The organism is Parvibaculum sp., assembly GCF_046297875.1.
Classification (GTDB): domain Bacteria; phylum Pseudomonadota; class Alphaproteobacteria; order Parvibaculales; family Parvibaculaceae; genus Parvibaculum.
On the sequence record NZ_JBKBHD010000001.1, the window covers coordinates 1,861,930 to 1,873,267 of the forward strand.

Below are 11,338 nucleotides of genomic sequence, written 5' to 3' on the forward strand. Positions count from 1 at the left end.
TTGCCGTCTGCAGATACATTTCGCCCTGTCCCTTTTCATCCCCTTTTCAGGAGGACGTATATGGGCGTGGACATTGGCACAATTGTGCTCTTCGTCTTGTTGCTGCTGATGATCGCCGCGCTGCCGAAGTGGCCGCACAGTGCCAATTGGGGATACTACCCGAGCGGCGGACTGACTGCCGTCATGATTATCGTTCATGTGATAATACTGACGCAAAAATTCTGAACCGGCTGTCTGCGAACATTGTGATGCAAGGCGGAGCGATCTTTGTACACGTCACCCAGACGTGAATTCGCTCTCCAGCGCGTTCTGACTCTTCTCAACCCAAAGGCATTTCAATGACTACCATGTCGAGACTGACGATTTTTGCCTTGTTGCTTCTCTTCGGAGCGGTTTCGTTTCTGGGCGGCTGCAACACGGTTGCGGGTGCAGGCAGAGATATTTCCAATGCCGGTGACAGCATTGAAGAGAGCGCCGAAAGAAACAAGTGACCAACAAAGGTTGCGCGGGCTAGATCAAGGGAATATCCCGGCGATCGCGCGGGCCAAGCGTGGAAAATCCGAACCAGGACGATTTTCGACCGTTACAAGCCTGCGTCAATGCGGGCTTGTTCCTTTTTCGGCCAAACTGGAAATTCCGGGAGTGGGAAAAAAGGTGAGCCGCCGGTCTGGGGGGCTCGGGAGAGGGCGGACCGGCGGCTCGATGGCGGATGGGGTCCGCCATTTCTCGTTCGGCAACCGGGAAGAACCCGGCGTCCGGCCGTTTCGGATATATCGAGACCTTCTTGCGCGCTTCGGCAGACAGTCCAGACATACCGGTCAGGCAATATCTCTATTCATTCAGGTCAACGATATCGCTGGAAGCGCGATACCGTCAGGGTCGGAATCTACTCGGGGAGATCGTCAGACCGGGGAGGAATGCCGGATTTGCACCTCGCAACCCGTCATGCGGCATGTCAAATGCGGCCAGAAAGCACGAGAACCAGCAAAATAATAACGACAATACCCAGCCCGCCGCTCGGGTAGTAGCCCCAGTTGGCGCTGTGCGGCCAGGTCGGCAGTGTGCCCAGCAGGATCAGAATGAGGATAACCAACAGGATAGTGCTGAGCATTGAAAACTCCTCCGGGGACGGCGTATTTCGCCAGAAATGGCGGGCAGATCTGAAACTTGTTTGCAGGCGGGGAGGGGCCGGTGTTGCGAAATATCCGGCGACCCTCCCCAGGCAGTTCCGCAACTGCCCCGCTTTGTGGCGCTCCTTGGATTTATCGGGCGAGTTTAGCCAGCGAAGCGGGGTGGCATCAGGCTCGGAAACTACTTGTCCGGGCAGCATCGATATCCGCCTGGAGGCGCTGACGAAGTCGGCCGCGGGCAGGATACCAAAACCGAATTGCATCGTTCGTATTGGGAAAATCAGGGCGAATTGGGGAGGAGGGCTGTCCTGCCGAGCCGTAGCTCGCGCCCGCAGAGAGATGAGCTGGTGGGCCCGGCAGGACTCGAACCTGCGACCAAACCGTTATGAGCGGTCCGCTCTAACCAACTGAGCTACAGGCCCCCAGCAGCCGCCATATAACAGCAAGATTCCCGGGCTGCCAGCAGGCTTTCGGGCCGGTGATTGAAACTTAGGTATTGACCTAAGTGTTGGCCACTGTTACTTAGGCATATGCCTAAACAACAGCAAATGCAGCTCGACCGTGTTTTTCATGCGCTTGGCGACCCGACGCGGCGCGCCGTGATCCGGCGCCTTGGCCGGGGGCCGGCGGCGGTGGGCGAACTCGCGCAGCCTCACAAGATGGCGCTGCCGTCTTTCATGCAGCATCTCGCGGCGCTGGAGAAATGCGGGCTCGTCACCTCGCGCAAGGATGGCAGGGCGCGCATCTACCGCCTGCAGCCAAAGCCGCTCGAAGCGGCCGAAAAATGGATGACCGAACAGCGCGCGCTCTGGGAAGCGCGGCTCGACCAGCTCGACGACTATCTCTTGCAGATGAAGGAAAGTGAAACATGAGTATGCCTCCCCTCGATCCGAAACTCGATCTCGTGCTGGAGCGCGTGGTGGATGTGAGCCCGCGTCTCGTCTGGCGGGCCTGGACGGAGCCTGAACATCTGATGAAGTGGTTTTGCCCGCGGCCTTGGGCGACGGTCGAATGCAGGATCGATCTCAGGCCCGGCGGCGAGTTCTACACCAAGATGCGTTCGCCCGAAGGCGTGGACATGGATGGCGGTGCTGGCTGTTATCTCGAAGTGGTGCCGGAGCGGCGTCTGGTCTGGACCTCCGCGCTCGGGCCCGGCTATCGCCCGCTTGCCGCGCAGCCAGAGGAGTTTCTGTTCACGGCCTATATCCTGATCGAGCCGCAGGGAAGCGGCGCGAAGTACACAGCCATCGCCATGCATTCCGACGAGGCAGGCGCGAAGCGCCATGAGGAAATGGGCTTCCAGCACGGCTGGGGCACGGCGCTCGATCAGCTTGTGGACTATATGAAAACGGTCTAGCTGCGCTTTTCGAAGAGCCGGCCGCGCGTTGCGGCGATCAGGGTAAGGGCGACGAGACCCATCGCGCCCATGCGCACCCATTCGGCCATGTCAGGCAGGCGCAGCAATTCACCTGTCAGATTGTTGGTGAAGTGAATGAGGATCGCGGACAGCGTGCTTCCGGCGCTCGCGTTGAAGAGCGCTGACATGATGACCGAAAGGAAAACGACGCTCACCATGTAGCGCCAGAAGGCGGGTGATAGAAACCCGAGTGATGCCTGATGGCTGCCCTCCATGAAGAAGAGCGGCAGGTGCCAGACCGCGTGTGCCGCGCCAAGCAGAAGCGCTGCAGCGAGCGCGCCATGCGCGGTCTGCAATTTCGGCAGGGCATAGCCGCGCCAGCCCAGTTCTTCGGGCAGCGGGCCGAACAGAAAGATGAAAACGAGGAAGGGGAGAAGCGTCAGCGGCGCTGCTGCAAAGCTCCTGAGCGGTGCGAAATCCGGCCACGCGCCGGTTTGTAGGATATGGGCCGCGACGCCCAGAAGCGCCAGGGCAGGCGGGAGCAGGATGATCGCAAGCCAGCCGCCCAGGCGGATGCGCCGCAGCTCGACAAGGCGCTGCCAATAGTCACGGCGTTCGGCGGCGCTGCCGGCCGTGAAAAGCAGCAGCAGCGCCATGCCCGGCACACCTGCCGCACCGGCGATCAGCAGCGCCATCTGGATCGGACTGCCGAAAGAAGCGCCGCTTGCCGCGGCCGCAACCCAGAAAGCCCAGGTCCAGCCGATGGCAAGCGCCATGTAGAGCCAGCCCCGCGTGGCATTGCGTGTCATGCGCGTTTCCCTGTTTATTGCCCCACCTCGCGCGATCCGCTAGAAGGGGCGCCGTTCCGCCCCGCAGTCAAGGATCAAGACACCACATGGCCGCTTATCAGTATGTCTATGTCATGGACCGCCTGTCGAAGACCTATCCGGGCGGCAAGCAGGTTCTGAAGGATATTCGCCTGTCCTTCTTCCCCGGCGTGAAGATCGGCGTGGTGGGTCTCAACGGCGCCGGCAAGTCGACGCTGCTGCGGATCATGGCGGGCGTGGACAAGGATTTCACGGGCGAGGCCTGGGCCGCGGCGGGCGCGAAGGTCGGTTATCTGGCGCAGGAGCCGGAACTCGACGGCACGAAGGATGTGTTCGGCAATGTGATGGACGGGGCGGCCGAGAAGAAGGCGCTCATCGACCGCTACAACGAACTCGCCATGAACTATTCGGACGAGACGGCCGAGGAGATGGCGAAGCTCCAGGACGTCATCGATGCGCAGAATCTCTGGGATCTCGATGCGCAGGTCGAAATGGCGATGGATGCGCTGCGCTGCCCGGAGGGCGACGCGGATGTGTCGAAGCTCTCTGGCGGCGAAAAGCGCCGTGTGGCGCTGTGCCGTCTTCTGCTTGCCTCGCCCGACCTGCTGCTGCTCGACGAACCGACGAACCATCTCGATGCGGAATCGATTGCCTGGCTGCAGAACTATCTGAAGGAATATTCAGGCACCGTCGTCATGGTCACCCATGACCGCTACTTCCTCGACAATGTGACCGGCTGGATTCTCGAGCTCGACCGCGGATCGGGCATTCCCTACGAAGGCAATTATTCCTCCTGGCTCGAACAGAAGGAAAAGCGGCTCGAACAGGAGGGCCGGCAGGAAGAGGCAAAGCAGCGCACCCTTGCCCGCGAACTCGAATGGATCCGCCAGAGCCCCAAGGCACGTCAGGCGAAATCCAAGGCGCGTATCAATGCCTATGACGAACTGCTCGCCGAGGCCGGCCGCCAGCAGGAAGGCAAGGCGCAGATCGTTATTCCGGCAGGCCCGCGGCTTGGCGGCAATGTCTATGAGGCCGAGCACATCTCCAAGGGCTTCGGCGACCGGCTGCTGATCGACGACCTGTCGTTCAAGCTGCCGCCCGGCGGCATTGTCGGCGTGATCGGCCCGAACGGCGCCGGCAAGACGACGCTGTTCCGCATGCTGACGGGACAGGAGAAGCCGGACAGCGGCACGCTCAAGATCGGCGAGACGGTGGTGATGGGCTATGTCGACCAGAGCCGCGATACGCTCGATCCGAACAAGACGGTCTGGGAGGAAATTTCCGGGGGCACGGACATCGTTGAACTCGGCAGGGTGACGATGCCGAGCCGGGCCTATGTTGGCTCGTTCAACTTCAAGGGATCGGACCAGCAGAAGAAGGTGGGGCTGCTTTCGGGCGGCGAGCGCAACCGCGTTCACCTTGCCAAGATGCTGAAATCGGGCGCGAATCTGCTGCTGCTCGACGAACCGACCAACGATCTCGACGTGGAAACGCTGCGCGCGCTTGAAGATGCGCTGGTCGCCTTTGCGGGCTGCGCCGTGGTCATTTCCCATGACCGCTGGTTCCTCGACCGCATCGCTACGCACATGCTCGCCTTCGAGGGCGACAGCCATGTGGAATGGTTCGAGGGCAACTATCAGGAGTACGAGGAGGACAAGAAGCGCCGCCTTGGGCCGGAAGCCGAAATTCCACACCGGATCAAATACAAGCGGTTCAGCCGCTAGGCGCTGCCGTATCCGGTACGCTGAAACACCCGTTTTTCGCTGCGTCAATCACGGCAATCGGGTGGCCTTCTTCACGCCGCGTTAATTCTGTTCTCCCTAAATTCGTCGCTTCGAGGGGGAACGGAGGGCGCAATACGCGCGGGCGCATGGATCATGCGGGCGCGCGGGCGTGGGATGGCTCGGCATGAGCGAAAAAAAACAGGATTGGGATCTGGAATCGATTGTGCTGGAGGCGGTGAACCGCCTGCCGGGCGGCTTTGTCATTTTCGGTCCCAATCACGAAATCCTTCTCTCCAACGACCAGAACGAACGCGACTTTCCCTTCACCAACAAGGCGCTTCGCGAGGGCAAGACCTATGTCGAGGCGGCCTATGTGGCGGTGAAGGCGGTTGTTCCGAGTCTGTCCGACGACGACGCCTGGGCGACGGCGGAATCCATTATCGGGTCGCTGGAAAGAGGCGAGCCTGTCGAGCTCCAGACGCATCTCGGCACGATCATGCAGGTCGTCGAAATTCCGCTGTCCTTCGGCGGCTGGGTGGCGGTGGGCGCCGATGTGACGGCGCTGCGCGAGCGCGAGAAGGAACTGAAGAAGGCGCGGAAAGAAGCGGAAGCGGCGAATGAAGCGAAGTCCGCCTTCCTCGCCAATATCAGCCACGAAATCCGCACGCCGCTGAACGGCATTCTCGGCATGGCTCAGCTCATGGCGGCATCAGACCTTACGCCGGATCAGCGCGACCAGCTCGACACGATCCTCGACAGCGGCAAGACGCTGATGGCGATCCTGAACGACGTCCTCGATCTTTCGAAGATCGAGGCCGGCAAGTTCGATATCTCGCCGATCGACAACGATCTTGGGCATCTGCTGCGCCGTCTCGAAAAGCTCTGGTCACCGCGCGCGACGGAGAAGGGGCTTTCGCTGAAGCTCGAAATCGAACCGGATTCCGCAACCTTCCTGCGCTTCGATCCGGTGCGTGTGCGCCAATGCGTGTCGAACCTCGTTTCGAACGCGATCAAGTTCACCGACAAGGGCAGCATCACCGTCACCGCTTCGGCATCTGCGCTTGAGGACGGCGACTATGACGTGAGCATCCGTGTCGCCGACACAGGCATCGGCATGGACCGGGAAACCGCCGCGAAGCTTTTCACACCGTTCACGCAGGCAGACGCTTCGACATCGCGCCGCTTCGGCGGCACGGGGCTCGGTCTTTCGATCAGCCGCAAGCTCGCGCAACTCATGGATGGCGATGTGACCATCGAAAGCGAGGCGGGCAAGGGATCGGTCTTCACGCTCACGTTCCGCGCGGCAGAGGGCCGCCGCGCCGACGAAGCACCGGCAAATTCCGATGTCGACAAGACGGGCGGTGTGCGCTGGGCGAAGGGACTTTCGGTGCTGCTGGTGGACGATCATGCGCTCAACCGGAAAGTTGCCCGGCTTTTCCTCGAACCGCTCGGCATCTCCATCATCGAGGTGGAAAACGGCGAAGAAGCCATCCGCTGGCTGCAAACGCAGAAATTCGATCTCGTGCTGCTCGACATGCACATGCCGGTGATGGACGGTGCGGAGACGCTGCACCATATCCGCGAACATGCCGATCTTGCGATCCGCAACGTGCCGGTGATCGCGCTGACGGCGGATTCGCTGGGGCCGAACAAGGGCCGCTATCACGAGCTTGGCGCGGATGGCTATGTCGGCAAGCCGATCGACCACCGCGAACTCATCATCGAGATCGGACGGGTGCTCGAGCAGAAATACGGGCAGGTGCCGGCGCCGCGCGCGGCCTATCCGGATTTGCGTCAGGCAGGTACCTGAGGCCTGTCAGTCCGGCACACCTGCGCCTATATCGATGAAGCGTTCGGCGTCGCGATTTTCGAAGCGGAATTTCCCGTCGGCCAGATGCGGCTCCAGAGTGCCGAAGCCTTCAGAGATGCCGAGGATAAGGCGGGCTCCCGCCGCACTGTCGAGCATCGGAAACTGCGTCATCTCGATCGGTTCGCGATACCCGTCGAGGTGTGCGACTTCCTTGCTGATCCAGCGGCCGCAGGGCCGTGGACCAAACATGAGCTGCATGGAGCTCCCGGCACTGTTGCGATTTTCCTCCGGCACGAAATCGGCATAACTCATGCCGCGCAGTTCGCAGCCGAGCCCGTCGCGGATCGCCTGACCGGCAAGACGGATGACAATGCGGCGCGCAGGATCGTCGCTGAGTTCGACGAGAAAGATGCAGTTGAGGAAGGCCGCGAAGCGCTCCGGCCTGAAGGCGGACTTCTCGGGGATGAGGCCGTCCCCCGGGATCGTTTCCCAGGCATTCTGAAAGGCAAGACTTCGCTGCGATCGCGCCGGGCGATCAGCCGATACAAATGTCTGGTTGGCCTCGATGCGCACGGCCTCGTGTCACTGAGGCATACGGGAACACAAATCAGCATGAGTGTCGCCCCGGGCGTGTTAACGCGGCCTGAATCCCGCGATCGCCGCGCTGCCACAAAGTGAAACGGCGCGTCCGTTTCCGGAGCGCGCCGTCGGATTCACGTGCCGTCCGGAACGGTCAGTTTGCAGCGGTGACGCTGATATCCTCGCCGGCTTCGACGCGGCCGATCTGGGCGCGAAGATGCTTCAGCAGGGCATCGAAATTGCCGCCATTGTTGCGGATGACGCTGATGAAGGCCGAGCGCTGCTCCTGGGCCAGCCAGACGCCGACGACATTGACGTCGAAAATCTTGTAGCCGCCATCCATCTTCACGAGCCACCAGTCAACCGAGACGGGCTGACGGCCATTGGTGAAGCGGATTTCGCTCTGGACGATGGCCTGATCCTCGCCGCGCTCGCGCGCGCCAAGAATGGTCAGCTTTTCGTCGTTATAGTCCGTGAGCCGCGTCACATAGACCTTCACGATGAAGTTCTCGACGAGATCGCGATATTCGGCGCGCTGCGCGTCGTCTGGTGTGCGGCGGTACTGGCCGAGCGCGAAGGCTGCGATCCGGTCCATGTCGGCGTTTTCGTTGAGCAGGGTGCGGAAGGTGACTTCGCGCTCTTCGGGGCTCGCGGATTTGTCGCTGATGATGGCGATCGCTCGCTCCGCAACCGTTTCGACGAATGCAATCGCCTCGTCGGTGGAGGCTTGCGCCGGGGCGCCGGCAAGGGCAAAGCACAGCAGCAGCGGTGCGGCAAGCAAACGCGCCGGAATGCCTTTCATGATCGCGACCATCGAATTCTCCTGAACCTGTTATCCCCGGATGTAGCGCCTCGCCCTATGATCGGGCGCGGCGTTGCATCACAAACGCATATCGGGACTGTTGGGTTCGTTTGTGTCGAAATTTAGGTTGTCGATATCCGGCAGATCGTCGAAATCGCGCTGGCCATTGGCAATCTCGTTCTTGCGGATCTGGCGGTAGAGATTGCGGACCGTGGCGTAGTGATCCACGGAAGTGCGCTCGATCTGGTCCAGCGTGTCGAGGCTGCGGGCGCGCTGGTCGACACCGTTGAGCACAAAGCGCGTGACGGGCACGGTTTTCGCACGGTCCCAGTAGATATACGTGAGCGGGTCGAAGAACTGGTCGACCGCAAAGCCCGCAAGGTCGCGGGGCGGTGCGGGTCCGAGTACCGGGAGGTAGAGATAGGCGCCTTCCGGCGTGCCATAGACGCCGAGGGTCTGGCCGAAGTCCTCGCTGTGCTTGGGCATGCCCCAGCCGGCGGCGGGATCGAAAAGGCCGAGTACACCGACCGTCGTGTTGATGCCGAAGCGGCTGGCGGTGGTGCCGGCGCGGTCCCATTCGCCCTGAAGCAGGTCGTTTGCCAGGATCACGGGGCTGCGCAGATTGTCGAGAAAGTTGCGGACACCGTCGCGGCCAGGCTCTGGCACGACACCATCATACCAGGTGGCCACGGGCTTCAGCAGGATCGTGTCGAAGAACTTGTTGAGCTCGAAGAAGTAGCGGTTCATCGGCTCGAGCGGATCGTTCTCATCATCGGCTGCCGCATCCTGCGCCTGGGCAGGCGAAATGCCTGCCGGTGCCGTCAGGGCAACCGAAAGTCCGAAAAGAAGGGCGAAGCCGAACCGCATCGCCGTCGCGCCGCTACCAGGGATAACCTTCATGAGCCCGTTCCGATCTCTTCCTTCCAGACCGCTGGTCCCGCTTGGGGCACCTTGTGGCCGATTCCGCGAGCATTCAGCGCGCAGATTAAAACCCCGTGAATAACGCCGAAAATTCTTGGATTTCCGCCGATTCCCGCGTTTCGGCGGTCTTTCTGACTAGCACATGACACATGTATTAACCACGTGTGAGATGTCGAGCGGCCACAGATTTCGACGCGACGTTGCCAAAATGTAGCGGCGGAAAAAAGCATTGGGAAAGACATAAAGATATGTTTATATCCATCCCGACATTTTGCGGAGCGATTTCCCATGGAGCAACTTCTGGCGGGACTGAGGGCGGCAGGCGAGCCGACGCGGCTGCGCCTGCTGGCGCTTCTGGCGCGTGGCGAGCTGACGGTGACCGAACTCACCCAGATCCTGAGGCAGAGCCAGCCCAGGGTGAGCCGCCATCTGAAGCTGCTTTGCGAAGCGGGGCTGCTTGAGCGGTACCGCGAGGGGAGCTGGGTGTTCTACCGGCTGGCCGACACAGGCCAGGTGGGCGAGCTGGCCGAGGTGCTGAGCGGGCTCATACCGCAGGAAGATATCGTGATTGCGCGCGATCTCGAACGCTTTGAGGCGGTGCGGGCGGCGCGGGCGGAGAAGGCTTCGGCCTATTTCCGGGCCAATTCGGGTGAGTGGAATCGCATCCGCTCGCTCTACGTGCCGGAAGACAAGGTCGAGCAGGCGATGGTCGAGCTGGGCGCGCGCGACGGGCTCGGTCTTGTCGCCGATCTCGGCACGGGCACGGGCCGCATGCTCGAACTGTTCGGGCCGATGGCAAAGACGGGGCTGGGGATCGATCTCAGCCCGGAAATGCTCGCGCTGGCACGGGCGCAGCTCGACCGGCCGGAACTGCAGCATTGTTCCGTCCGGCAGGGCGACCTTTATGACCTGCCGCTGCAGGACGAGAGCGCCGATCTCGTGACGCTTCACATGGTGCTGCACTTTCTGGACGATCCGGCGGCATCGATTGCCGAAGCGGCGCGCGTGCTGAAGCCGGGAGGGCGCTTGCTGATCGCGGATTTCGCGCCGCATGAACTCGACTATCTGCGCGAAAGCCATGCGCATCGCCGCCTTGGCTTTGCGGAAAACGAAGTGGCCGGATGGCTGGCGGATGCCGGGCTCGCGGCCGGCGAAACGAGAACCCTGCCGCCCGAGGGTGGCGAAGACGCAAAGCTGACGGTTCAAATCTGGGTTGCTGGCAAGGACGGCAAGATGGTGAACAAGGCGGTGCGGCCGGTTGAATTCGAGGGAGCGAAGTAAGAGATGCCGAACAAGCAGAAGCCGGAGCGGACGGAGCGGACGAAAGTATCGTTCGAATTCTTTCCGCCCAAATCGCCGGAAATGGAAGAGACGCTGTGGAAGTCGATCCGCAGACTGGAACCGCTGCGGCCCGAATTTGTCTCCGTCACCTATGGCGCGGGGGGCTCCACGCGCGAGCGTACCCATGCGACGGTGAAACGGATTCACGATGAGACGACGCTTGAGCCGGTGGCGCATCTGACCTGTGTCGGCGCGTCGCGTGCGGAAGTGGACGATGTGATCCGCGCCTATTGGGACGCGGGCATCCGCCATATCGTGGCGCTGCGCGGCGACATGCCGGAGCTTGGTGCGCCTTATCAGCCGCATTCGGACGGCTACCAATCGACGCCGGAGCTTATCGAGGGCATTCGCCGGATCGGCGATTTCGATGTGATCGTGTCTGCATATCCGGAAAAGCACCCGGAATCGGCCTCGCTCGAAGCCGATATCGAATTGCTGAAGCGCAAGGTGGATGCGGGTGCGACGCGGGCCATCACGCAGTTCGTGTTCGATACGGACCGGCATGTCCGCTTTCTCGAAAAGGTGCGCAAGGCCGGTATCGAAGTGCCTGTCGTGCCGGGCATCATGCCGACCACGAATTTCAAGGGCACGAAGCGCATGGCGGAGCGTTGCGGCGCCAGCGTGCCGAAGTGGCTTGAGGATTATTACATCGGGCTCGACGACGATCTCGGTACGCGCAAGCTGATCTCGGCCTATGTGGCCGCGGAGCAGGTGAACAGGCTGCGAGGCTACGGCTTCGATCGCTTCCATTTCTACACGCTGAACCAGGCAGACCTCACCTTTGCGATCTGCCACGTGCTGGGCCTGCGGCCGCAATCCGTTCCGGCCGAAGCTGCAACCGTTTGAT

At 61.6% G+C, this 11,338-nt stretch carries 13 protein-coding genes and 1 tRNA gene; 8 read left to right on the forward strand and 6 right to left on the reverse strand.

What is annotated here, in order from left to right; translation table 11 throughout:
• Positions 1-60 precede the first annotated feature (60 nt).
• Both ACK4FH_RS09120 and ACK4FH_RS09125 read left to right on the forward strand, forming a co-directional pair.
• Complete coding sequence (locus ACK4FH_RS09120; protein WP_409812873.1) at positions 61-225, forward strand: DUF3309 domain-containing protein; 165 nt, start codon at positions 61-63, stop codon at positions 223-225.
• Positions 226-338: 113 nt separating this feature from the next.
• Entirely contained in the window at positions 339-491 is a 153-nt protein-coding gene (locus tag ACK4FH_RS09125; protein WP_409812874.1) for an entericidin A/B family lipoprotein, read from the forward strand.
• 464 nt (positions 492-955) lie between these two features.
• On the opposite strand, the gene ACK4FH_RS09130 is transcribed toward ACK4FH_RS09125, so the two are convergent.
• Entirely contained in the window at positions 956-1,111 is a 156-nt protein-coding gene (locus tag ACK4FH_RS09130; RefSeq protein WP_409812876.1) for a DUF3309 family protein, read from the reverse strand.
• 364 nt (positions 1,112-1,475) lie between these two features.
• A tRNA-Ile gene (locus tag ACK4FH_RS09135) sits at positions 1,476-1,552 on the reverse strand.
• Positions 1,553-1,678: 126 nt separating this feature from the next.
• On the opposite strand from ACK4FH_RS09135, the gene ACK4FH_RS09140 reads away from it, so the two are divergent.
• Together ACK4FH_RS09140 and ACK4FH_RS09145 are read left to right on the forward strand one after the other, a co-directional pair.
• Positions 1,679-2,002 carry an ArsR/SmtB family transcription factor gene (locus tag ACK4FH_RS09140; protein WP_409812878.1) on the forward strand — a complete coding sequence of 108 codons (324 nt, stop codon included), beginning with the start codon at positions 1,679-1,681 and terminating at the stop codon, positions 2,000-2,002.
• The gene (locus tag ACK4FH_RS09145; RefSeq protein ID WP_409812879.1) at positions 1,999-2,487 is read left to right on the forward strand and encodes an SRPBCC family protein; all 489 of its coding nucleotides are present in this window, start codon (positions 1,999-2,001) and stop codon (positions 2,485-2,487) included. Before ACK4FH_RS09140 ends, ACK4FH_RS09145 begins: the two co-directional genes overlap by 4 nt.
• Here the strand turns inward: ACK4FH_RS09145 and ACK4FH_RS09150 are convergent.
• Positions 2,484-3,296, reverse strand: coding sequence for a CPBP family intramembrane glutamic endopeptidase (locus tag ACK4FH_RS09150; protein WP_409812881.1), 813 nt, complete (start codon positions 3,294-3,296; stop codon positions 2,484-2,486). The two genes, ACK4FH_RS09145 and ACK4FH_RS09150, sit on opposite strands and share 4 nt — an antisense overlap.
• Before the next feature lie 86 nt (positions 3,297-3,382).
• Between ACK4FH_RS09150 and ettA the strand changes: the two genes are divergently transcribed.
• Both ettA and ACK4FH_RS09160 read left to right on the forward strand, forming a co-directional pair.
• A complete protein-coding gene (ettA, locus tag ACK4FH_RS09155) occupies positions 3,383-5,038 on the forward strand; it encodes an energy-dependent translational throttle protein EttA (RefSeq protein ID WP_409812883.1) in 1,656 nt (551 codons plus the stop codon).
• 184 nt (positions 5,039-5,222) lie between these two features.
• Positions 5,223-6,848 carry an ATP-binding protein gene (locus tag ACK4FH_RS09160; RefSeq protein ID WP_409812885.1) on the forward strand — a complete coding sequence of 542 codons (1,626 nt, stop codon included), beginning with the start codon at positions 5,223-5,225 and terminating at the stop codon, positions 6,846-6,848.
• 6 nt (positions 6,849-6,854) lie between these two features.
• On the opposite strand, the gene ACK4FH_RS09165 is transcribed toward ACK4FH_RS09160, so the two are convergent.
• The 3 genes from ACK4FH_RS09165 to ACK4FH_RS09175 all read right to left on the reverse strand — a co-directional run bounded on the left by ACK4FH_RS09165 (position 6,855) and on the right by ACK4FH_RS09175 (position 9,129).
• The gene (locus ACK4FH_RS09165; RefSeq protein ID WP_409812887.1) at positions 6,855-7,421 is read right to left on the reverse strand and encodes a PAS domain-containing protein; all 567 of its coding nucleotides are present in this window, start codon (positions 7,419-7,421) and stop codon (positions 6,855-6,857) included.
• A gap of 160 nt (positions 7,422-7,581) precedes the next feature.
• Positions 7,582-8,241, reverse strand: coding sequence for a phospholipid-binding protein MlaC (locus ACK4FH_RS09170; protein ID WP_409812889.1), 660 nt, complete (start codon positions 8,239-8,241; stop codon positions 7,582-7,584).
• 66 nt (positions 8,242-8,307) lie between these two features.
• Complete coding sequence (locus ACK4FH_RS09175; protein ID WP_409812891.1) at positions 8,308-9,129, reverse strand: VacJ family lipoprotein; 822 nt, start codon at positions 9,127-9,129, stop codon at positions 8,308-8,310.
• A 309-nt stretch (positions 9,130-9,438) separates the two neighbouring features.
• On the opposite strand from ACK4FH_RS09175, the gene ACK4FH_RS09180 reads away from it, so the two are divergent.
• Both ACK4FH_RS09180 and metF read left to right on the forward strand, forming a co-directional pair.
• Positions 9,439-10,431: an ArsR/SmtB family transcription factor gene (locus ACK4FH_RS09180; RefSeq protein ID WP_409812893.1), complete on the forward strand. Its 993-nt coding sequence runs from the start codon at positions 9,439-9,441 to the stop codon at positions 10,429-10,431.
• Between the two features lie 3 nt (positions 10,432-10,434).
• On the forward strand, positions 10,435-11,337 hold the full coding sequence (metF, locus tag ACK4FH_RS09185; RefSeq protein ID WP_409812894.1) for a methylenetetrahydrofolate reductase [NAD(P)H]: 903 nt from the start codon (positions 10,435-10,437) through the stop codon (positions 11,335-11,337).
• Position 11,338 lies beyond the last annotated feature (1 nt).

What these genes read in the sequence shown, in the direction of transcription:
- ACK4FH_RS09120 (WP_409812873.1), top strand. Translation starts at nt 61, where the DNA reads ATGGGCGTGGACATTGGCACAATTGTGCTCTTCGTCTTGTTGCTGCTG.
- ACK4FH_RS09125 (WP_409812874.1), top strand. Translation starts at nt 339, where the DNA reads ATGACTACCATGTCGAGACTGACGATTTTTGCCTTGTTGCTTCTCTTC.
- ACK4FH_RS09130 (WP_409812876.1), bottom strand. Translation starts at nt 1,111, where the DNA reads ATGCTCAGCACTATCCTGTTGGTTATCCTCATTCTGATCCTGCTGGGC.
- ACK4FH_RS09140 (WP_409812878.1), top strand. Translation starts at nt 1,679, where the DNA reads ATGCAGCTCGACCGTGTTTTTCATGCGCTTGGCGACCCGACGCGGCGC.
- ACK4FH_RS09145 (WP_409812879.1), top strand. Translation starts at nt 1,999, where the DNA reads ATGAGTATGCCTCCCCTCGATCCGAAACTCGATCTCGTGCTGGAGCGC.
- ACK4FH_RS09150 (WP_409812881.1), bottom strand. Translation starts at nt 3,296, where the DNA reads ATGACACGCAATGCCACGCGGGGCTGGCTCTACATGGCGCTTGCCATC.
- ettA (WP_409812883.1), top strand. Translation starts at nt 3,383, where the DNA reads ATGGCCGCTTATCAGTATGTCTATGTCATGGACCGCCTGTCGAAGACC.
- ACK4FH_RS09160 (WP_409812885.1), top strand. Translation starts at nt 5,223, where the DNA reads ATGAGCGAAAAAAAACAGGATTGGGATCTGGAATCGATTGTGCTGGAG.
- ACK4FH_RS09170 (WP_409812889.1), bottom strand. Translation starts at nt 8,241, where the DNA reads ATGGTCGCGATCATGAAAGGCATTCCGGCGCGTTTGCTTGCCGCACCG.
- ACK4FH_RS09175 (WP_409812891.1), bottom strand. Translation starts at nt 9,129, where the DNA reads ATGAAGGTTATCCCTGGTAGCGGCGCGACGGCGATGCGGTTCGGCTTC.
- ACK4FH_RS09180 (WP_409812893.1), top strand. Translation starts at nt 9,439, where the DNA reads ATGGAGCAACTTCTGGCGGGACTGAGGGCGGCAGGCGAGCCGACGCGG.
- metF (WP_409812894.1), top strand. Translation starts at nt 10,435, where the DNA reads ATGCCGAACAAGCAGAAGCCGGAGCGGACGGAGCGGACGAAAGTATCG.